Source organism: Rhodococcus sp. BP-261 (assembly GCF_019835205.1).
GTDB classification, from domain to species: Bacteria; Actinomycetota; Actinomycetes; order Mycobacteriales; family Mycobacteriaceae; genus Rhodococcoides; species Rhodococcoides kyotonensis_B.
Genome location: NZ_JABUCO010000026.1, coordinates 1 through 21,142, shown reverse-complemented (window position 1 = coordinate 21,142; position 21,142 = coordinate 1). Strand labels below are relative to the sequence as shown.

Below are 21,142 nucleotides of genomic sequence, written 5' to 3'. Positions count from 1 at the left end.
ATGAACACCGATTTCAAGCTCTACCAGTGCATTCAATGCGGATTCGAGTACGACGAAGAGCTCGGCTGGCCGGAGGACGGCATCGAACCGGGCACTCGTTGGGAGGACATTCCCGACGACTGGAGCTGCCCGGACTGCGGCGCAGCGAAAGCCGACTTCTTCATGGTCGAGATCAGCAGACCGTAACGGGAGCGAAGATGATCGCTAGACTGGCCGCTGTGACGACACATCCGGTCAGCCCGTACAAGAACGCGGCAACGAACCTGATGCGTTCCACCATTCTCGACAGCCTCCACGATCTGCTTCTCGAACGAACGTGGTCGACGGTCAACATGGCCGACGTCGCGAAAGCCGCCGGCATCAGCAGGCAGACCCTGTACAAGGAGTTCGGGACGAGGAAGGGTCTGGCGCAGGGGTACGCACTGCGCCTGACGGACGCGTTCGTGTCCGCGGTCGACGACGCCGTCTACTCCAACGAAGGCGACGGTCTCCGAACCCTGTACGTGTCGTTCACCGAATTCTTCGGTCGCAGCGCGAAGGACCCGCTGGTGCTGTCGATGCTCACCGACGACCCACCGCCGGACTTGCTGCGACTCGTCACCACCGAGAGCGGAATCCTGATCGAGCACGCGGCTTTTCGGCTTGCGGAGACGTTCCAGCGCAGTTGGATGCGCGTGTCGCAGCACAACGCGGACGTGCTGGGTCGAGCGGTCGTCAGGCTCGCCCTCAGCTACATCTCGATGCCCCCCACGAATTCGGCCGACGTCGCAGCCGACATGGCGTCGCTGCTCACGCCGTTCGTCGACAAGGTCCAGGGCACGGCCTGAAGAACCCGGTGTGCGAGAGTGACACCATGAGTCAGCTCCACCACGCACCTTTCTCGGACCTCAGCGGACACATCGTCTACTCCCTCTGCAAGCTGCGAGTCGACGTGTTCGTCGTGGAACAGAACTGCGCGTACCCCGAACTCGACGGCGCCGACGAACACCCGGACACCGTGCACTTCTGGCACGAGGACGACGGACGTGTGCTGTCGACACTGCGGTTGCTCCGCCGCGACGGAGAAACTCGGATCGGCCGCGTGTGCACCGCCGTCGACGCGCGTGGACGTGGACTGAGCGCCCAGTTGATGCGCGCCGCGATCGAACACGCGGAAGGCCAGGACATCGTCATCGGCGCGCAGGTCCAGCTCGAAACGTGGTACGGCGGTTTCGGATTCGTGCGGTCCGGCCCGGATTACGACGAGGACGGCATCATGCACCTCCCGATGCTCAGGACAGCACGCTGACGGCGGCGTCGACGATCCGATCCTGGGACACCAGGACGTGCAGCGCCGCGTCGCCGAGCGGGATGAAACTGTTCTCGCTGGCGATGCGGGCCAACTTCCCCGTGTAGCCCGCGTCGACGAGCGCGGCGATCACGCCCTCGCCGACTCCACCGGATCGCCTGGTCTCGTCGACGACCAGCACGCACGATGTCGCCGACGCCTGTGCGACGACGTCGTCCACCGGAAGCGGTGCGAGCCAGCGCATGTCGACGACGCGAGCATGCACGCCCTGCTGCGAAAGTCGCTGCGCCGCGCGAAGACTCATCGGAACCCCATTACCGAACGTGATGATCGTGAGGTCCCCACCCTCGCCGTACACCCGGGCACGTCCGATCGTTGCTGCCTCGACGCGTCCACCGGACAGCCAGCCGTCGTCGCCGTCCTCGTAGAGGTCCCGTGTGTGGTACAGCGCGATGGGTTCGAGAAACACACAGACCGCCCCCTGCTCGACGGCAGCCGACGCACACGCGTCGAGCATGGCTGCGGCGTCGTCACCCCGCGCGGGTGACGCTACGACGATCCCGGGGATATCCCGCAGTGCCGCAACGGCATTGTCGTTGTGGAAGTGACCGCCGAAACCCTTCTGGTACCCGTATCCGGCGATACGGACGATCATGGGGTTTCGATACTGGCCGTTCGAGAAGAACTGCAGCGTCGCCGCCTCACCGCGGATCTGGTCGGCAGCATTGTGCAGGTACGCGAGGTACTGGATCTCCGCGATCGGCAGGAGCCCGGACACCCCCGCGCCCGCGGCCAGTCCGAGGATCGATTGCTCGTCGAGCACGGTGTCGAACACCCGGGCCGAACCCGCCGCGGACAACAGCCCACGCGTGACCCCGTACACGCCGCCTTTGCGTGCGACGTCCTCGCCGAACAGTACTGCCTGCGGGTACCGGTCGAGAATGCGTCGTAGAGAAGCGTTGATCGCCTGCGCGAGAGTCGATTCGGCGGGAAGGTCGATCGCGTCGGACGATGCGACAGCCCTGTACGCGAGCGGCGCCATGACGGCGTCGGCCGTCGCGAGCTGGGACGCGTCGGCGACGTCACGGGCCGTGTCCATCACCTCCGCACGCTTCTCCTCGTACAGTGCGACGGCGTCGGACGCGGTCAGCACGCCGCTGTCGATCAGCGTCCTCGCCGTCTGCAACACAGGGTCTCGCGCGTAGTCCGCGGTGATGTCCCGTCGACTGCGGTACGACGACTCGACGTCGGACCCGGCATGCCCCATCAGCCTGACCGTGTCGATGTGCAGGAACACCGGACGGCGCCTGCGTCGAACACGATCGACGGCGGCGATCGATTTCTCGTAGGTGTCGACGAGGTCACTGCCGTCGGCGTGGACGTAGTCGAGTCCAGGCCGGGACGAGAAGTTCGACGCGATCCACCCAGCCGGGGTCGGCACGCTGATGCCGAGTCCGTTGTCCTCGCAGACGAAGAGGATGGGCAACGGCACTCCCTGATACGCCGAGTGCACGGCGGTGTTGAAAGCACCCAGTGCTGTCGAATGGTTGGCCGACGCGTCCCCGAAACTACACGCGGTCACCGCGTCGCCAGGCCACGGACACGGGACACCCAGTTTGCGGGCACGCACCGTCGAGAACGCGACTCCGACGGCACGCGGCAGGTGCGACGCGATGGTCGACGTCTGCGGAATCACCGCGAGGTCGGCGCGGCCGAACACCTTGTGTCTGCCACCGGAGATCGGTTCGTCGACCGCCGCGACCAGCCCGAGCAACACGTCTCGGATCGGATCGCTGCCGCCGCCCTGTCGTGCCCGTTCGAGGAAGAATGCGCCCGAACGATAGTGCAGCAGTGCAGGATCGGTGACTCCGAGCGCACCCGCGACGGCAGCGTTGCCCTCGTGCCCGGACGAGCCGATCGTGTAGTACCCCTTACTCTCGGAGCGGAGCCACCGGGCCGCGAGGTCGAGATGGCGACTGCCGAGCTGCGCGTCGAACAGCTCGAGAGCTCGTTCCGGCGTCAGCGAACCCAGCGACCGTCTGCTGGAACGCGCCCCGACGTGCTCCAGGAAGTACTCGTCGATCGCCTCGGCCATGGTGCATTATGCGCTCATGCGGCCGACCGTCGCCAGGAAAGGAGCACTCCCTCTCCGCGGTCAGGTTTCCACGGCAGAAAGATCGCCACGGCGAGAGCGCACGCCAACGACGCCGACACCGTCACGTACGACGCGAGCTGAAACCCCTCGAGTGACGCCGCTTTCATCGCGTACACCAGGTCGGCCTTCTGCGTGGCGAAGATCGAACTGGTCGGCGCCTTGACGATCTCGAGGACGCTGACGACAGTTTCACGGGCGAACGCCTTCTGGTACGGCTCCATGACCGTGTCGGGAATGGCGTCGATCCTCGGCGCGACCCGGTCGGTGTAGATCGAGGCGACGATGGACCCGAGTACGGCGACGCCGAGTGTGCCCCCGACTTCTCGGGTCGTGTCGTTGACGGCGGATCCGGCGCCTGCTTCGTCGAGCGACACCGACGACATGATCGACTCCGTCGCGGGACCCTGCACGATCGCGAGCCCGAGACCCATCAGCACCATGGAGAGCAGTACCGGTCCGACATACGGTGTTTCGACCTTCACCTGACCTGCGATGAACATTCCTGCGCTCATCACGACCATGCCGAACGCGATGACGGCGGTGGTACCGATGCGTTTCGCGATCAGCGTGGCGACGGGCGCACCGACACCGATCGACGCCGCGAACGGCAGCGAGTGGACACCGAATTCGAGTGGGGTCATCTCCCGGACACCCTGGAAGTACTGGGTGATCATGAACAGAAAGCCGAACATGCTGAAGTAGGCGACCGCGATTGCCGACGCGGGCAACGAGAATCGCCGAATGCGGAACAGACTCATGTCGAGAACCGGCGACGGCGCCCGCAGCTCCCACCACACGAACGCGCCGACGCACAGGACCCCGATCACGTAGGCGGTCACACTCGTCGTGGAGAGCCAGCCCTGGTGCGGGGCCTCGATGATGCCCCACACGAGCGACGTGATGCCGACCAGCGACAGCGCGATACCCAGCGGGTCGAACTTCCCGACGTGCGACGCCTTCGATTCGGGAACGCAGGCCAACGCGGCCAGCAGTACGACGAGCGCGACCGGCACATTGATCCAGAACACCGAATGCCACGAGAAGTGTTCGAGCAGAAAGCCTCCCGCGGTGGGCCCGATCGCGATGGCGAAGCCGGCCATCGCGGTCCACGCGGCGATGGCGAGAGCCCGCTCGCGGGCGTCGGAGAACATGTTGATGATGAGCGCGAGCGTCGCCGGAAACACCGCCGCCGCACACACTCCCATCGCTGCCCTGGCCGCGACGACTTGACCGAGGTCCGCGGCGAGCGCCCCGCCGATGGACATGACGGCGATGCCTGCCAGTCCCACCGTCATGACCCTGCGCCTGCCGTAACGGTCGCCGAGGTGGCCGAATGCGAGCAGAAGACCCGCGAACGTGAGGGTGTAGGCGTCGACGACCCATTGCAGGCCGCCGATGCTCGCGCGCATCTCGAGACCCATCGACGGGAGCGCGACGTTGACGACGGTGTTGTCGAGCACGACCAACAGCTCGGCCGCGCAGATCACGGCGAGGGCTAGATAGCGGCGACGGGCGCCGATTATGACGGGGTGCATAACGCGAAGTTATCTGTAACCGAGGGTTATAGCAATGGATGGTCGGGCAGGGAGTGCTCCACCCATCGAACTGTCTCGGTCTCGACACGGTCGAGTGCGCGCGTGCTGCGCTGGGCTTTCGCGACGAGAAGCGCCCCCTCGACGGCGGCGATCGACATCGTCGCCATGCCGCGGGCACGCTCTCGTTCGACTCCTCGCTGCCACAGAGCCGCCGCGATCGTGTCCTCCCAGAACTCGAAACTCTCGCCCGCCGCCGCGACGGCCGCCGGAGCATTGACCCCGTCGAGCGCCGCAGGGGCGACCGGACAGCCGGCGGCGAAGTCGGTTGCCGTGAGCTCGTCGCGGAAGCCGGAGATCAACGCCCGCAGCGTCGCGACAGGTCCGCGCTCGGCGAGCCCGGCTGAGATCATCGACCCCATCAGCACGCCAGCGGTGCGCGTCGCCTCCTCCACCAACTGCGGCTTGCCACCGGGGAAATGGTGGTAGATGGACCCCCGCGGCGCGCCTGCATGTTCGACGACGTCCAAGAGCGACGTCGCTTCGATCCCGCGCTCTCGGAACAACTGGGCCGCGCTGCGCAGCATGTCGTCTCGCGTCGACCTCTTGGCCACACACCCTCCCATTGACGTAACCGCCGGTAACGTTTAATGTCGGCGGCAAGCTATGTCGTCCAGCATAGAAGATGCGAGACCCCGGGAGAGAGTCATGACGATCGACGACCCACATCGGCTCGGCTCACCGCTCACGCTCGCATGCGGTCAGGTACTGCCGAATCGCCTGATGAAGGCTGCGTTGAGCGAAGGCCTCGGGACGCCGAGTCACGCGCCGGACGACCGGCTGACACGCCTCTACACCCGCTGGGGAACGGGCGGGTTCGGTCTGGTGATCACCGGCAACGTCATGGTCGACCGCACCCACCTCGGCGAACCGGGCAACGTCGTCATCGAGGACGATCGGGACCTGGACGGGCTCACCACGTGGGCCAAGGCCACGAAGGACGGCGGCTCGCCCATCTGGATGCAACTCAACCACCCGGGGCGTCAAGCGAATCCGCTGGCCACGAAGGCGAAACCGGTCGCGCCGTCGGCGGTGGCGTCGGGAGTTCCCGGACTGCCTGCTCCTCGGGCGCTGACCGAGTCCGAGATTCTGGACATCGTCGACAGATTCGCGACTGCGGCATCGGTCGCCGAAGCCGCCGGTTTCGACGGCGTCCAAATTCACGGTGCGCACGGCTATCTCGTCTCGCAGTTCCTTTCCCCGCTGTCCAATCGCCGGGAGGACCGCTGGGGCGGAAACCTGGACGGCAGAATGCGTTTCGTGCTCGAGGTCGTACGTGCCATCCGCGCCGCGGTGTCGCCCGGTTTCGCCGTCGGCATCAAGCTGAATTCGGCGGATTTCCAACGCGGCGGGTTCACCGAGGAGGAGTCGCGAGAGACCGTCGAACATCTGGCCGGTGAACGTATCGACCTCATCGAGATCAGCGGTGGCAGTTACGAATCACCCGCCATGATGGGCCGTGCGACGGTCGCCGCCAGCACCGCGGCGCGCGAGGCCTACTTCCTGGAATACGCGCGGGAGGTCAGGCAGGCGGCCGGCGACGTCCCGCTCGCCGTGACCGGCGGATTCCGCACCAGGAAGGCGATGAACCACGCTGTCGTAGAGGGCGATTGCGATGTGATCGGACTCGGTCGGCCCACCACCGTCGTCCCCGATGCCGGCCGGCAACTCGTGGACGAGCGCGTCGAGCGTCTCGACGCGCCGCGCATCAGCCTCGGGCTCCCTCGCGCGCTGGCGAAAGTTCGCGCGCTGAAAGCGCTCGACGGCGCACTCGATCTGCAATGGCACACCGACCAACTCCACATTCTCGGGCGCGGCGACGACCCGGATCCGACGCGCCCGGCCTGGCGCACCGCCGCCACGATGATCGAACGCAACGGAGTCGACGCGTTCCGCAGCAGGCGCAGCGCCACATAGGCCGTGCATTTTTCGCCGAGCCGGGGGACGATCGACCGCATGACCAACCGATACGAGGCATGGCCGTCGCTCCCCGTCGATTCCTGGATCGACACTCGGGACACCGTTCACCTGTGGACGCAGATCGTCGGAAAGACCCGCATGGCGCTCGGGCCTGCGGTGAACCATTGGTGGGGTGTGACGCTGTACGTGGACGGCTCGGGACTGACGACGTCGCTCATGCCCGCGGGAGATCGCGGGCTCGAGATCAAGTTCGACTTCCTGAACCACGAACTCCTGTTCCAGCTGACGGACGGTACGAGCCGTCGGATGGCGCTCGCTCCGCGGACCGTGGCCGATTTCCACGACGAGTACACCCGCCACCTTCGCGAGCTCGGTCTCGATGTTCGAATTGTCGGAACGCCCGTCGAACTACCCCATGCCGTTCCGTTCGCCGAGGACACCACCCACTGCTCGTACGACGCGGAGGCGATGTCGACGTTCTGGCACTCGCTGGTCAGCGCAGACCGAGTCTTCTCACGGTTCCGGGGTGAGTTCCGCGGCAAATCGAGTCCGTCGCACTTCTTCTGGGGCGCTTTCGATCTCGCGGTCACCCGCTTCTCCGGCCGTCCCGCACCCACACACCCGGGCGGAATCCCCAACTGCCCCGACTGGGTGATGCACGAGGCATACAGCGCCGAGGTGTCGAGCTCGGGATACTGGCCGGGCGGCGACGAGGAGGGTGTCTTCTACTCGTACGCGTACCCCCACCCGGAGGGGTACGACACGCACCCGGCCGTCGAGGCACCGGCCCGGTGGGACTCCGCACTCGGCGAGTGGGTACTGCCGTATCACCTCGTCCGGCAGGCACCCGATCCCGACGCCATGCTTCGGGCTTTTCTCGAGCAGACCTACCGCGCCGCGGTGGAGACGGCCGGGTGGCCCTCTTCGTGATTCGGGGTCAGATGGTGGTGCCCACATCCTCGGCAACCAGTCGGTCCAACGCGCGCTCGGCTACCGCCGCGATCGTCATCGACGGGTTGCAGGCCGCGGAGTTTCCCGGCATCAGCGCCCCGTCGAGGACGTACAGCCCCCGCTGACCGAGTACTCGACCTTCGAGATCGCACACCGAACCCATGTTCGCGCCGCCGAGCGGGTGCCATGTCGACGGCACGAGGGAGTTGGTGTCGACGAGTGTGCCCGTCGGTCCGGCGATCCGTGCGGTCGCCGGGCCGATGCACGACGTCTGAAGTACGTGGTCGCCCTCGCGCGGCCACTGCAGCACGGCGTCGTCGATGCGGGAGTCGTAGACGAATCGCCCTCTGCCGGAACTGACTCCGTAGCCGACCATCGTCGTACTGCGGGTGTCGATCGTGTTGGCACCCACCGTCACCGGCGGGAACGATGCCTGGATGACGGTGTAGGCAGAGTGCGGGTAGTCCCAGTTCAAGCTGCCGTAGACGACAGGCCCGCCCTGACCCGGGCCGAACCCGTCGACGATGTCGGCCCACACGTAGATGCGGTCGGCGTTGGTGCCCCACCCCGCGCCGAGTTCGTCCGGCAGGTCGGGAATCCGTCCGGCAGCGGACGCGCGCATCAACAGCCTGGTGGTGTTCGCGCTTCCGGCGGCCATGACGAGGGCGCCGGTGGTCAGGATCTTGTTCTCCACCACCCGTCCCGTCTCGTCGGTGCGGTCGACGTACACGGTCCACCGTCCGTCGGGTGCTCGTTCGACGTCGCGAACCTCGTGCAGCGTCTCGACGGTCACGAGCCCCGTCGCTTCCGCGGCCGCGATGTACGTGACGTCGACGGAGTGTTTTCCGCCGTTGTTGACGCCGAGTGCACCGTCGCCGTTGGTGTACGACGGGGCCATCTCACCCCGCAGCTCGGCCAGCGCGTAGTTCCAGTCGATCGGCATCGGGATCTTCGACACCGGAAATCCTTCGCGAGCCGCGTTGCGCGCGAAGATGCGTGTGACCTCGTAATTGGGGCTGTCGATCAATTCGTCCGGCGCCGTGGCGAGTTGGAGCATGCGCGCCACCCGCGGGTAGTGGACGCGGTTCATCAGCGCCCAGTCGAGTTCCTCCGGGAAGTTGGCGTCGAACACGTGTTGCGCCGGTTGCAGCGTCATGCCCTGGTACACAAGCGATCCGCCGCCGAGACCCGCCGCGCACACGGCAGTCATGTTGTCGCCGACGACCGTTTCGAGCAGTCCGACGTACGGCTCGAAGGCTACCGGAGTACCGAAGAGTTGCGGATTCGATCGGTGCCACAGTATCCGCTTGTCCGGATTGGTGGCGTGCGGGAAAGTGTCGGCGTTCGGCCCTGTGGGCCAACGTCTTCCGCGCTCCAGCATCGTCACCGGAACGCCCGCCTCGGCCAGCCGCAGGGCCGTCACTCCCCCACCGAAACCGGAGCCCACCACCACGACTCGATGCTCTTCGCGCGTCAGCGGGATGCGTTGCACCCTCGGCCCCGCATGAGCCAGCGGCCGGGAGACGGCAACCGCGCCCACCGCGGCCGCGGCACCGAGGAGAAAGGAACGCCTGTTCGGACCGGTCAAGATGTACCCCCACACATCCGCAGATCGTCATGTGGGGAACAAACTAGACAGGTAGACGTAAGAGTGTCAAGGAAGAGCGCGGAGAGCCGGCTCGAACCAACGACGGAGGAAGGACCGCAGATCGTCGTCGGTGCGCACGGTGTCGCTGTCGAACGAGATGACCGACAGCCCCAATCGCACCACGAGTTCCACGACGTCGTCGAGACCTGCCCGGTCGATCAGGCCGCGCGCGATCATCGGCTCGAACAACTCTCGCGCAACAGGTTTCGCGCGCGCCATCATGCCGGCGTCGAACACGGGGTTGCCGCGCTCGGCCACGAGCAGTGTCGCCAGCACGGGATGCGTACGCACAGCGGTTCTTCCGGCGACGATCACGTCCGCGACGTAGTCGAATGCGGTATCGACCGTATCGAGGTGCGAGCGAATACCGCCGAGCACCTCGCGCACCACCCCTGCCATGGCCTGGGACACCACTTCTTCGCGTGATCCGAAGATGGAGTACACGGTCTGCCTGGACACGCCCGCGGCGGACGCGACCGCCGCGACGTTGACGCCTTCGAACCCGTGCTCCTCGATCAAGCGCAACGTGGCGTTCAGAATTTTCTGACGTGACCGCATGGCCACCATTATGTACGCAGCCGATCCTTCAGGTGCGCATGCAGATGGTCGACGGCGGCCTGCACTCGTCGCGGCACCTGTGCGGCAGCGGAATACACGGCATGGATGTCCGCGGCGGGGGTCGGGACGTCGGGCAGGAGTTGGACGAGCGTTCCGTCGTCGAGCATCGGTTTCACATGCCACATCGATCGCATGAGGACGCCGCGGCCGTCGATGCACCACTGCGTCGCGATGTCTCCGTCGTTGCTGATCATGTTCCCGGCGACACGGATCGCCGTCTCACCCGCGCCGAAACCGAACCTCCACAACGCGTAATCACCTTCGTCCTGACGTAGGACGATGCAGTTGTGGTCGCGCAGATCGCCCATCTCCCGTGGAGCCGTGTGCGTCTCGAGATAGCGTGGCGACGCGACGACCACTCGTCGGTTGTGGCACAACAGCTTTGCCGTCAACCGGGAATCCTGCAGCGCACCCACCCGTATCGCGATGTCGAACGGCGCGGCCGACGGGTTCGGCGGCGCCGACGACAGTTCGATGTCGACCTCGACGCGGCGATGCTCGGCCACGAAGTCTGCCATCAGCGGTGCGATGTGCGCCCGTCCGAGACCCACCGACGACTGGATCAGCAGCCGCCCGCGCAATTCGGCGTAGTGCCCGCTCACCGACTCCTCGAGCTCGGCCAGTTCGCCGGCGATCACCGCAACGCCCGCCGCGTACCGCTCTCCTTCGGGGGTCAGCGTCGAACGCCTCGTGCTGCGTCGCACGAGGCGGACTCCGAGTCGACTCTCGAGCTGCGAGAGCCGCTTGCTCACCGACGACACCGACATGCCGAGAGCGCGTCCGGCCTCCGTCAGGCTCGACGAACGCGCCACGACGTCGAAGAACTCGAGGTCGTCGAACTGACTCACAGGCGCCTTCTTTCCAATTCGGAAAAGCAGTATTGCCGTCGCACGGCTTTCGCTCGAGCTTATTGCGCAATACGGTGGCAATACCAGTGATCACCCTCGATCGAATACGGAGCACTCATGGGCGCCACACACCGCATCGCCGTCATCCCGGGCGACGGAATCGGAAAAGAGGTCGTACCCGAAGGCATGGCAGTGCTCGAAGCCGCGGCGTCGGCATTCGATTTCACGATCGACTACGAGGAGTTCGACTACGCGAGCGCCGACTACTACACGGCCACCGGCCAGATGTTGCCCGACGGCTGGTTCGAGCAACTGAGCGCGTTCGACGCCATCTACTTCGGTGCCGTCGGCTGGCCCGACGTCGTCCCGGATCACATCTCGCTGTGGGGCAGCCTGCTGCAGTTCCGCCGCCACTTCGATCAGTACGTCAATCTTCGGCCCGTCAAGCTGATGCCAGGTGTCACGAGTCCGCTGGCCGGCCGCGCACCCGGCGACGTCGACTTCTACGTCGTACGCGAGAACACCGAGGGCGAGTACTCGAGCATCGGCGGCAAGATGTTCGAGGGCACCGACCGCGAAACCGTCATGCAGGAGACCGTCATGACGCGGACCGGCGTCGACCGAATCCTGAAGTACGCGTTCGATCTTGCGCAGAAGCGGCCCGCCAGACACCTGACGTCGGCGACGAAGAGCAACGGGATCTCCATCACGATGCCGTACTGGGACGAGCGGGTCGAGGCAATGGCCAAGGGGTACGAGGACATTCGCGTGGACAAGTACCACATCGACATTCTGGCTGCGAACTTCGTGATGCACCCCGACTGGTTCGACGTCGTCGTCGCGAGCAACCTGTTCGGCGACATCCTGTCGGATCTCGGTCCTGCGTGCACCGGCACGATCGGTATCGCACCGAGCGCGAACATCAACCCGGAACGCAAGTTCCCCAGCCTGTTCGAGCCCGTGCACGGTTCGGCACCGGACATCGCAGGCCGCGGCGTCGCCAACCCGGTCGGGCAGATCTGGAGCGCCTCGCTGATGCTCGAACATCTCGGTGAGGTGAAAGCGGGCGAGGCGATTCTGACGGCCGTCGAAACCGTTCTCGCACAGGGCGGTTCCTCGTTGACGCCGGACATGGGCGGCACCGGAACGACGTCGTCGCTCGGCGCGGCAGTACGCGACGAGCTGGTTCGTCAGGCGTCGTGATGGCGCATGTTCTGATCACGACCGACTACCTCGCCCCCGGTGACGACGTCGACCGCATGTTCACCGATCGAGGGCACACCACGACACACAGCTCGGCGGTCGGCGCCCGGCCGGACGGTGAGCTGGCGTCGCTGCTCGCGGAGTCCGATGCGGCGCTCGTCGGAGGCGACACGATCACCGACGAGATGATCTCGGGCGCACCTCGATTGGCCATCATCGCGCGCAGTGGCGTCGGATACGACGCCGTCGACGTCGACGCAGCCGCCGCGCACGGAGTCGTCGTCACCAACACCCCCGGCGCCAACGCGAACGCCGTGGCCGAGCTCGCCTGCATGTTGATGCTGATGTGCGCGCGCCGCGCAGTCGACACGACGGCCGGTGTCGCACAGGGCGAATGGCCCCGGCACGACACGTACGAGCTACGCGGGACGACCCTCGGCATCGTCGGATTCGGGCCGAGCGCTCGCAGGTTGGTCGAGCTCGCGGCCGCGTTCGGCATGAGTGTCGTCGTCACGACGGCCTACCCGGACCCCGAGCTCGTCGTGCGGTACGCCGAGCTCGACGACCTGCTCGCGGTCTCGGACTTCGTGTCGCTGCACCCGAGGGCGACGAAGCAGAACGTCGGGTTGATCGGTCGCCGCGCCCTGTCGATGATGAAACCGACTGCGTCGCTGATCAATACGGCGCGCGGCTCACTGGTGGACGAGGATGCTCTGGCCGCCGCGCTTGCCGACGGCACGATCGCCGCGGCCGGACTCGACGTGTTCGCCGTCGAACCACTCCCGCAGGACAGTCCTCTGCGGTCGCTTCCGAACGTCGTCATGATGTCGCATCTCGGCGGACAGACGGCTCAGGCGCGCGTCGCGGCGAGCCGGGCGGCAGCGGAGGACATCCTGCGGGTACTGGCCGGGGAGGCGCCGTTATCTCCGGTGCCCACCGCGTGAACGAGCGGTCCATACGATCGGATAGCTCGAATGCCACATTCATGCGGCGACGAGACCGCTAGCGCGCGACGACCCTGCGCAACTCGGCGCGCGTAGCGCGATAGATGTCCGCCAGATCGGCGTCTTCACCGGCGTCGACACGCGTCGCCCAGTCGTCGAACGCGATGCGCAGAGTCATCCCTGCGCCTTCGACCAGCAGTCGAGCGTACGAAAGCGACTCACGATCACCGAGTTTCGACGCCACGGCATCGGTCAGCCGACACATCGTCGTCGCGTCGAGCGCGATGGCAGTCGCACGGAGATGCGCGTCGCCGACGATGAGTCGACGGGTCCGCAGGACGCGGCTGCGTGTCTCGTCGGATGCCTCGACGAGTCGCACCGCGGCGCGTTCGTAGATCGCTTCCATACCCGCGAGGTCGATGTCCGCGGAGTCGGTGGACGCCAGCCAGTCGTCGATGTCGGCTTCGATGTCGACGTCACCGCCCAGGATCGACTCTTCCTTCGTCGGGAACTGGCGGAAGAAGGTGCTCGGCGAGACGCCCGCTGCACGCGCTATCTCGTCGACCGTTGTGGCCGCGACGCCTTTCTGCTCGAACAGGTCGAGAGCGGCGCGGGTGATCTCGAGCCGCGTCTCCCGTCGTCGACGTTCTCTGAGGTCAGGCGTTCCGGTGGTCATGGCATCTCCCTTCGCCACGGGCCAAGATACCAGCCGATTTCAAGTTGACAGTCACTGTCAGATTGATTCAGACTATCGGACGTTGTACATGCCGACTTCTCTTCGCAAGGGATCATTTCTCGATGGACACACAAGCGATCGACTCCACGACGGGTCAGCACTCCGCTGAGCCACTCACGTCCGCCAACAGATTGCTCATCGGCGTTCTCGTCGTCGCCTCGTTCGTGATGATCCTCAACGAGACGATCATGAGCGTCGCACTGCCGCGACTGATGGTGGATCTGAGCATCACCGCGAGCACCGCACAGTGGCTGACCACCGGCTTCATGCTCACGATGGCCGTCGTCATTCCGGTGACGGGCTTCCTGTTCCAGCGGTTCACGCTGCGGCAGGTATTCGTCGCCGCCATGGGCCTGTTCAGCGTCGGCACCCTGCTGGCCGCGTCGGCACCCGGTTTCGAACTCCTCCTCGCCGGCCGGGTCGTGCAGGCGAGCGGCACCGCGGTGATGCTGCCGTTGCTGATGAACACCGTGCTCAACCTCGTGCCCGCCGAGAATCGCGGCCGCATGATGGGCGTCATCTCGATCGTCATCGCCGTTGCGCCTGCCATCGGCCCGACCATCTCCGGCATCATCCTCGACGCACTCGACTGGCGCTGGATGTTCTGGCTCGTCCTGCCGATCGCACTTGTCGCGTTCGCGGTCGGATCGGCTCTGGTCAAGAATGTGACCGCGACCAGCAAGACCTCGTTCGACGCCGTGTCGGTGGTCCTGTCGGCACTCGCGTTCGGCGGATTGATCTACGGCCTCAGCAGCATCGGCCATTCGGCCGAGGAATCGTCGGTGCCCGTCTGGATACCACTGCTCGTCGGTGCCGTCGCCCTGGTCGTGTTCGTCCTGCGGCAAATCAAGCGTCAGGAATCCGGACGCGCCTTGCTCGACCTGCGCCCCTTTGCGACGCCGACCTTCAGCATCGGCCTCGGCATGCTCGCGATCAGCATGATGGCACTGTTCGGCGCACTCATCCTGCTGCCGCTGTACCTGCAGAACATTCGGGGTCTCGACACGCTGACCACCGGTTTGATGCTGCTCCCCGGCGGCCTGCTGATGGGTGCGCTCGCACCGTTCGTCGGACGCGCGTTCGACCGCATCGGTCCGCGGCCGCTCGTCATTCCCGGCATCGTCGTCGTCAGCGCGGCTCTGTGGCTGATGACGCTGCTCGACGCGCAGTCCCCGCTGCCGATGGTCGTCGGAATCCACTGTCTGATGACCGCCGGGCTCGCGACCGTCATGACGCCGATGATGACGTCGTCGCTGGGTTCGCTACCGCCGCAGCTCTATTCGCACGGCAGCGCGATCTTCAACACGCTTCAGCAGGTTGCAGGCGCCGCCGGTACCGCGTTGTTCGTGACGGTGATGACGACGACCACCACGTCGCGCATCTCGTCGGGGACGGCCGAACTCGCCGCGAACGAGGCGGGTATCCACACCGCCTTCCTGGTCGGCGGCGTCGTGTCCTTGCTCGCCGTGGCGGCGTCGTTCTTCGTTCGGCCGGCGGCTCCACCCGTGCGCGCGAATGTATAGCCGGCTGTACATTCGCGCGCACGTGGGCTACGTCCCCTGCGTGTGACGCGCCCGGACCGTCGCCAGGGCGATCAGCCCGACCACGGCGAGCGTCATCACGAAGAACGCCGGTGACAGAATGTTGCCCGTCTGCTCGACCAGCCAGACTGCGACGAACGGCGCCGTACCGCCTGCGATGATGACGCCGAGGTTCCAGTCCATCGCGACGCCGGTGTACCGCGACTGCTTGTCGAAGAACTGCGGCAGGATCGTGTAGGCGCCGACCTGCGCCGCGGCGCTGTTCAGCATGATCACGACGAATGCGAGTGTCGCGACGACCAATCCGAGATGCATCAGCCCCATCATCGGATAGGTCAGCACGATGAACCCGACGAATCCGATGGCCATCAGACGGACCGTTCCGATGCGGTCACCGAGACGTCCCGCCAGGGGCATGGCCACTGCGGCGATGCCGATTGCCGTCGTCGCCACCCAGAACACGGGCGTCGCGTCGTAGCCGAGCTGCTTGGTCAGGTGAATGGCCATGTACGTCAGGCCGATGTAGGCGGTGCCGTTGACCGCCGCGCTGAGTGCGGTGGCCTGGGCCAGGGCGCGCGGTTGACGGAGGAACACCGAACGCACGGGCGAGCTCTTCTCGTGCTTCGTCTCGGTGACCTCGTGGGTCTCCTCGACGCGGGTGCGCACCCACAGGCAGAACAGCGTGAGCGGCAGCGCCATCAGGAACGGGATGCGCCACCCCCAGCTGTCCATCTGCACGTCCGTCGTCAGCGCGGACACAGCGCCGGCTACGGCAGCAGCCAGGGCGAAGCCGCCCGTCGAGCCCATCGGGGTGAAGGCGCCGTACGTGGCCTTCAGGTGCGACGGCGCCGACTCGGAGATGAAGGTCGCCGAGCCACCGACCTCTCCGCCCGCCGAGAAGCCCTGCAGCAGACGCACGATCACGAGCAGAACCGTCGCCCAGACGCCGATCTGCGCCGGGGTGGGCAGCAGACCCATCGCCGTGCTTCCGACGCCCATGCAGACGAGGGTCGCCATCAGCGCACGCTTGCGGCCGAACCGATCGCCGATGTGACCGAACACGATGCCGCCGAGCGGGCGCACGAGGTAGGCCGTGCCGAACACCGCAAGCGCCGACAGCAGCGACGTCACGGGGTGCTCACTCGGGAAGTACAGCGGCGCGATGACGACGGCCAGGTAGCCGTACAGGCTGAAGTCGTAGTACTCGATGAGCGTTCCGACGCCACCGGCGAGCGCGGCACGCCGAGTCTTCTTGCGATCCTCGGTCGTCCACGGCTTCGCCGGTGGGGCGGACGTGATGTCTGGTGCGGTCATAGGGTTCGGCTCCTCGCGAAGAATGTGACCTACGTCATGCTGATACTGAATGTCGAACAATCGTTTGTCAATGACTGAACATCTGCATGCGGCACCTGTAGTGGTTGTTTCCGCACATCTGCACTCCAGCGCCGAACAGTTGACAAACGATCGTTCGGATCACGACTATGGTGGGGATCGAGTGCCGTGCACCGACTGCAGTGACAGTTCGAGCCCGATGAGGTGGACCAACGTGAAGCAGATCGACGCGCCCTGGACGGCGCTCTACCCCGACGCCGTCCGCGCCGGTATGGACCTGGAGTTCTCGACGATGCGCGATGCCTGGGACGCCCACGTCGCGACGAGGCCGGGCGCGCCTGCGGTGCACTACTTCGGGTCGACGCTCAGCTTCGCCGAGATTGACGCCGCCGCGGATGCCCTGGCATCGGGACTGACGTCGCACGGTCTCGTGCCGGGCGACCGCGTCGCGATCTATCTGCAGAACGATCCGCAATGGCTCGTCGCGCTGCTCGCCGCCTGGAAGGCGGGCGCGGTACCCGTCGCGATCAATCCGATGCTGCGCGAGAAGGAACTGACACACCATCTGCTCGACTCGGGTGCGCGTGCGCTCGTCTGCCTCGACAGCCTGTACGACGACGTCGTCGCCCCGATGCGCGACACGACGGACCTGGCGATCGTCGTCACGACGCATCCGCTCGACATGACGCCGACGGCCGAGGTGCCCGCGTCGATCGCGTCGCACATCGGGGAGCGTCGCACATTCGAAGACACTGTGGACTGGCATACGTTGCTGGCCGAACACGCAGGCTCCCAACCCGTTTCGGCACCTTGTTCGGCATCCGACATCGGCGTCCTGACCTACACGTCCGGTACGACCGGCCGCTCCAAGGGAGCGATGAACCTGCAGAGTGCGCTCGTCCACAACTCGACGGTCTACACGTCGTGGTGGGACCTGCGCGCAGACCAGGACGTGATCATCGGCGTCGCACCGGTTTTCCACATCACCGGTCTCGTCGCGGGCTTCGGCATCCACATCCTGAGCGGCGCACCGATCGTGTTGCTGCATCGCTTCGACGCCGAAGAGACGCTGCGAGCCATCGACACGTGGCGGGGCACTTTCATGATCGGTGCGAGTACGGCGTTCATCGCGTTGTGCAATCACCCGTCGCGCGAGAAGTACGACCTGACGTCGCTGACGAAGACGCCGTCCGGTGGCGCCCCCGTCGGACCCGCGTTGCTCGAACGCGTCCGTGCCGCAACGGGTTGGGTGCTGCGCGGCGCGTACGGCATGACCGAGACCACCTCGCCCACACATCTCGGCCCTGTCGACATCGATCCACCGGTCGATCCGGACAGCGGCGCGTTGTCGGTCGGTGTGCCGGTACCGAATGCGCGGGTGCGCATCGTCGACATCACCGACGGCCACGACGTCGCTCCCGGTGAGACCGGCGAGATCATCGTGTCGGGCCCCATGGTGGTGCCGGGATACTGGCAACTGCCCGAAGAATCGGCGCATGCGATTCGCGACGGCTGGCTGCACACCGGTGACATCGGCAAGATGACCGAAGACGGGTGGCTGTTCGTCGTCGACCGTCTCAAGGACATGATCAATGCCGGTGGCTACAAGGTCTTTCCGCGCGACGTCGAGGACGTGCTGTACCAGCATCCGGCAGTCCGGGAAGCGTCGGTCATCGGTGTGCCCGACGAGTATCGAGGAGAAACCGTGAAGGCGTTCGTGTCTCTGACGCGCGATGCGACGGTGACCCCCGCCGAACTCGTCGACTTCTGCAAGACGCGTATGGCGGCCTACAAGTACCCGCGCGACGTCGTGATTCTCGACGAACTACCCAAGACGACGAGCGGAAAGCTGCTCCGTCGCGAACTTCGTACCGCAGACGCCGGGAGGCAGTGAACGATGACGGCAGCGACCACGACGGACGACCTCGACGTCGCCGGAGTTCGACAATGGCTGGTGGACAACGAGACCGGACCGATCGGCGATCTCACGACACGCCTCATCGCGGGGGGTCGCTCGAACCCGACGTACGAGATCGGCGACGGCACCCGGCAGTGGATTCTGCGTCGCCCACCCCAGGGACACGTGCTCCCGACGGCGCACGACATGGGGCGTGAGTACCGAGCGATGTCGTCGCTGCGCGACAGCACGGTTCCTGTCCCCAGAACTGTTGGCCTGTGCGAGGATTCGAGCGTCATCGGCGCATCGTTCTACGTCATGGACAAACTCGACGGCATCACGCTACGCACGCAATCGGACACCGAAGAGCTGACGGAGCAGCAGCGCACCGGAATCACCGACTCGATGATCGACACGCTCGTCGCGCTGCATTCCCTCGATCCGGCGGACGTCGGCCTGTCCGATTGGGGTAATCCCGACGGCTTTCTCGAACGCCAGTTGCGCCGGTGGATGCGACAGTGGGACGCGTCGGCGACGTCCGAGCGACCGGAAGTCGCGGAGATTCATCGCAGGCTCACCGCGGCGCTGCCGCAGAAGAGCTTTCCGGGAATCGTGCACGGAGACTTCAAGATCGACAACATGATGGTCGATCGGTCCGACCCGACGAAGATCCTCGGGGTGCTCGACTGGGAGATGTCCACTCTCGGAGACACACTGACCGACCTCGGCATTCTGTGCTCGTTCTGGGATCAGGAAGGCGAGTTCTTAAATCCCATCACCGCGGGCGCGACCGCACTCCCCGGATTCCCGACGCGCGACGAGGTGGTGCGCCGGTACATCGCCGCGCGGGGCATCGACGTGCCCGACATCGACTGGTATCTCGTGTTCGCCGACTTCAAGGTCGCCGTGATTCTCGAAGGCATTCACGCGCGTCACCAGCAGGGGCACACCGAGGGTGAGGACTTCTCGACGGTCGGCGAGATGGTCGGCCCGCTACTGGGCCGCGCTCTCGAACGCGCCTCTGCCTCTTCGGTTCCCGAGCTTAACTCGTAGAAGGACGCATCTCTTGACACACACCGTGAACACCGTCGCAATGCCCGCTTCGATCGACGTCGCTTCGCTCGATCTTCGGCCGTCGGCCAGGGCGCTGGAGCTTCGCGAGACGCTCGTCGACTTCATGCACACCCACGTCTTCCCCGCGGAGCACGAGTACGAGAAGTACCGAGCGTCGGCCGACCCCGGTGACAGCTCACTGCCTCCCGTCGTCGAAGAGCTCAAGAAGGAAGCACGCTCGCGCGGGCTGTGGAATCTGTTCCTCCCCGCGTATTCCCGTATCAGTCAGCTCGATTACGCGGGTCTCGCCGAGATCACCGGCTGGAGCTTGCATCTCGCACCCGAAGCAACCAACGGGCAGGCGCCGGACACGGGCAACATGGAGTTGCTGCACATGTTCGGCACCGAGGAACAGCAGGCGCGATGGCTGGAACCGTTGAAGGACGGCGTGATTCGATCCGCGTTCTCGATGACCGAGGTCGAGGTCGCGAGTTCCGACGCCACCAACATCCAGACCCGCATCCGACGCGACGGCGACGAGTACGTCATCGACGGGCGCAAATGGTGGACGAGTGGGGCGTCGGATCCGCGGTGCGAACTGCTCATCGTGATGGGCAAGACCGATCCCGACGCGGCGACGCATCGACAGCAGTCGATGGTGCTGGTGCCCGTCGACACCCCGGGTGTGACCGTCGTACGGGATGTTCCGGTGTTCGGCAGGCACGATCAGCACGGGCACTGCGAAATCGTCTACGACAACGTGCGCGTCCCGGTGAGCAACATCCTCGGCGAGGAGGGCGCGGGGTTCGCGATCGCGCAGGCCCGTCTCGGCCCCGGACGTATTCACCACTGCATGCGTGCACTCGGTGCCGCCGAACGTGCACTCGGGCTGATGACGGCGCGGGCACAGGACCGCATTGCGTTCGGCAAACCTCTCGCCGAACAGGGCGTCGTGCAGCAGCAGATCGCGGAGTCGCGCATCGCGATCGATCAGGCCCGGTTGCTGTGCCAGTACGCGTCGAAGATCACCGACGTACACGGCAACAAGGCTGCGGCGCCGTATGTTTCGGCGGCGAAGGTGTCCGTGCCGCGTGTCGCGCTCGAAGTCATCGACCGTGCCATTCAGGTCCACGGCGGTGCGGGTGTCAGCGACGACGTGCCGCTCGCCGCGATGTACGGGTGGCACCGGGCCATGCGCATCTTCGACGGGCCGGACGAGGTGCATCTGCGGACCATCGCGAAGGCGGAATTGCGCAAGGCGCACGTGCGCGCGAATGTATAGCGGGCTATACGGCGGTCTCAAGCGGTCATCGCAACGAGCGTCTTGTCGTATGCCTTCAGAGGAGTATCCCATCCGAGGGTCCTACGGGGACGGTTGTTGAGTAGGTCCTCGACCTCGGCGAGCCGTTCTGGGGA

At 65.8% G+C, this 21,142-nt stretch carries 19 protein-coding genes; 11 read left to right on the top strand and 8 right to left on the bottom strand.

The window, feature by feature from the left end; all coding sequences use genetic code 11:
- From HQ354_RS21610 to HQ354_RS21600, 3 genes are read left to right on the top strand one after another with little or no spacing between them, the layout of a single operon-like run.
- Entirely contained in the window at window positions 1-186 is a 186-nt protein-coding gene (locus HQ354_RS21610) for a rubredoxin (protein WP_068425148.1), read from the top strand.
- A gap of 11 nt (window positions 187-197) precedes the next feature.
- On the top strand, window positions 198-827 hold the full coding sequence (locus HQ354_RS21605; RefSeq protein ID WP_114331361.1) for a TetR/AcrR family transcriptional regulator: 630 nt from the start codon (window positions 198-200) through the stop codon (window positions 825-827).
- 26 nt (window positions 828-853) lie between these two features.
- On the top strand, window positions 854-1,288 hold the full coding sequence (locus tag HQ354_RS21600; RefSeq protein WP_222635558.1) for a GNAT family N-acetyltransferase: 435 nt from the start codon (window positions 854-856) through the stop codon (window positions 1,286-1,288).
- Here HQ354_RS21600 and HQ354_RS21595 read toward each other — a convergent pair.
- The 3 genes from HQ354_RS21595 to HQ354_RS21585 are packed head-to-tail and all read right to left on the bottom strand — an operon-like array spanning window position 1,272 to window position 5,589.
- Window positions 1,272-3,383 (bottom strand): thiamine pyrophosphate-dependent enzyme, encoded by a 2,112-nt coding sequence (locus HQ354_RS21595; protein WP_222635559.1) that lies wholly within the window; start codon window positions 3,381-3,383, stop codon window positions 1,272-1,274. The genes HQ354_RS21600 and HQ354_RS21595 overlap by 17 nt on opposite strands.
- Before the next feature lie 14 nt (window positions 3,384-3,397).
- Window positions 3,398-4,978 (bottom strand): MFS transporter, encoded by a 1,581-nt coding sequence (locus HQ354_RS21590; protein ID WP_222635560.1) that lies wholly within the window; start codon window positions 4,976-4,978, stop codon window positions 3,398-3,400.
- Between the two features lie 26 nt (window positions 4,979-5,004).
- Window positions 5,005-5,589: a helix-turn-helix domain-containing protein gene (locus HQ354_RS21585; protein WP_308115266.1), complete on the bottom strand. Its 585-nt coding sequence runs from the start codon at window positions 5,587-5,589 to the stop codon at window positions 5,005-5,007.
- A 94-nt stretch (window positions 5,590-5,683) separates the two neighbouring features.
- Here HQ354_RS21585 and HQ354_RS21580 point away from each other — a divergent pair, with 94 nt between their 5' ends.
- Both HQ354_RS21580 and HQ354_RS21575 read left to right on the top strand, forming a co-directional pair.
- Entirely contained in the window at window positions 5,684-6,952 is a 1,269-nt protein-coding gene (locus tag HQ354_RS21580; RefSeq protein ID WP_222635561.1) for an NADH:flavin oxidoreductase/NADH oxidase family protein, read from the top strand.
- Window positions 6,953-6,991: 39 nt separating this feature from the next.
- Window positions 6,992-7,885, top strand: a complete 894-nt coding sequence (locus HQ354_RS21575) for a DUF5996 family protein (protein WP_167675542.1) — start codon at window positions 6,992-6,994, stop codon at window positions 7,883-7,885.
- 7 nt (window positions 7,886-7,892) lie between these two features.
- Here HQ354_RS21575 and HQ354_RS21570 read toward each other — a convergent pair whose 3' ends face one another.
- From HQ354_RS21570 to HQ354_RS21560, 3 genes are all read right to left on the bottom strand, one after another.
- On the bottom strand, window positions 7,893-9,494 hold the full coding sequence (locus tag HQ354_RS21570; protein ID WP_222635562.1) for a GMC oxidoreductase: 1,602 nt from the start codon (window positions 9,492-9,494) through the stop codon (window positions 7,893-7,895).
- Between the two features lie 66 nt (window positions 9,495-9,560).
- Complete coding sequence (locus tag HQ354_RS21565) at window positions 9,561-10,112, bottom strand: TetR/AcrR family transcriptional regulator (protein WP_068426143.1); 552 nt, start codon at window positions 10,110-10,112, stop codon at window positions 9,561-9,563.
- A gap of 8 nt (window positions 10,113-10,120) precedes the next feature.
- Window positions 10,121-11,020, bottom strand: a complete 900-nt coding sequence (locus HQ354_RS21560; protein WP_308115267.1) for a LysR family transcriptional regulator — start codon at window positions 11,018-11,020, stop codon at window positions 10,121-10,123.
- Window positions 11,021-11,137: 117 nt separating this feature from the next.
- On the opposite strand from HQ354_RS21560, the gene HQ354_RS21555 reads away from it, so the two are divergent.
- Both HQ354_RS21555 and HQ354_RS21550 read left to right on the top strand, forming a co-directional pair.
- Window positions 11,138-12,223 carry a tartrate dehydrogenase gene (locus HQ354_RS21555; protein ID WP_222635563.1) on the top strand — a complete coding sequence of 362 codons (1,086 nt, stop codon included), beginning with the start codon at window positions 11,138-11,140 and terminating at the stop codon, window positions 12,221-12,223.
- Window positions 12,223-13,167 carry an NAD(P)-dependent oxidoreductase gene (locus tag HQ354_RS21550; protein ID WP_068425177.1) on the top strand — a complete coding sequence of 315 codons (945 nt, stop codon included), beginning with the start codon at window positions 12,223-12,225 and terminating at the stop codon, window positions 13,165-13,167. The genes HQ354_RS21555 and HQ354_RS21550 overlap by 1 nt, the downstream gene beginning before the upstream one ends.
- A gap of 58 nt (window positions 13,168-13,225) precedes the next feature.
- On the opposite strand, the gene HQ354_RS21545 is transcribed toward HQ354_RS21550, so the two are convergent.
- Window positions 13,226-13,843 carry a TetR/AcrR family transcriptional regulator gene (locus HQ354_RS21545; protein ID WP_068426146.1) on the bottom strand — a complete coding sequence of 206 codons (618 nt, stop codon included), beginning with the start codon at window positions 13,841-13,843 and terminating at the stop codon, window positions 13,226-13,228.
- Window positions 13,844-13,965: 122 nt separating this feature from the next.
- Between HQ354_RS21545 and HQ354_RS21540 the strand changes: the two genes are divergently transcribed.
- Window positions 13,966-15,426, top strand: coding sequence for an MDR family MFS transporter (locus HQ354_RS21540; protein WP_068425180.1), 1,461 nt, complete (start codon window positions 13,966-13,968; stop codon window positions 15,424-15,426).
- A gap of 27 nt (window positions 15,427-15,453) precedes the next feature.
- On the opposite strand, the gene HQ354_RS21535 is transcribed toward HQ354_RS21540, so the two are convergent.
- Window positions 15,454-16,758: an MFS transporter gene (locus tag HQ354_RS21535; RefSeq protein ID WP_222635564.1), complete on the bottom strand. Its 1,305-nt coding sequence runs from the start codon at window positions 16,756-16,758 to the stop codon at window positions 15,454-15,456.
- 289 nt (window positions 16,759-17,047) lie between these two features.
- Between HQ354_RS21535 and HQ354_RS21530 the strand changes: the two genes are divergently transcribed.
- From HQ354_RS21530 to HQ354_RS21520, 3 genes are read left to right on the top strand one after another with little or no spacing between them, the layout of a single operon-like run.
- Window positions 17,048-18,670 (top strand): AMP-binding protein, encoded by a 1,623-nt coding sequence (locus HQ354_RS21530; RefSeq protein ID WP_261769001.1) that lies wholly within the window; start codon window positions 17,048-17,050, stop codon window positions 18,668-18,670.
- A gap of 3 nt (window positions 18,671-18,673) precedes the next feature.
- A complete protein-coding gene (locus HQ354_RS21525; RefSeq protein WP_222635566.1) occupies window positions 18,674-19,726 on the top strand; it encodes a phosphotransferase family protein in 1,053 nt (350 codons plus the stop codon).
- A gap of 40 nt (window positions 19,727-19,766) precedes the next feature.
- The gene (locus HQ354_RS21520) at window positions 19,767-21,008 is read left to right on the top strand and encodes an acyl-CoA dehydrogenase family protein (protein WP_068426149.1); all 1,242 of its coding nucleotides are present in this window, start codon (window positions 19,767-19,769) and stop codon (window positions 21,006-21,008) included.
- Window positions 21,009-21,142: the final 134 nt, after the last annotated feature.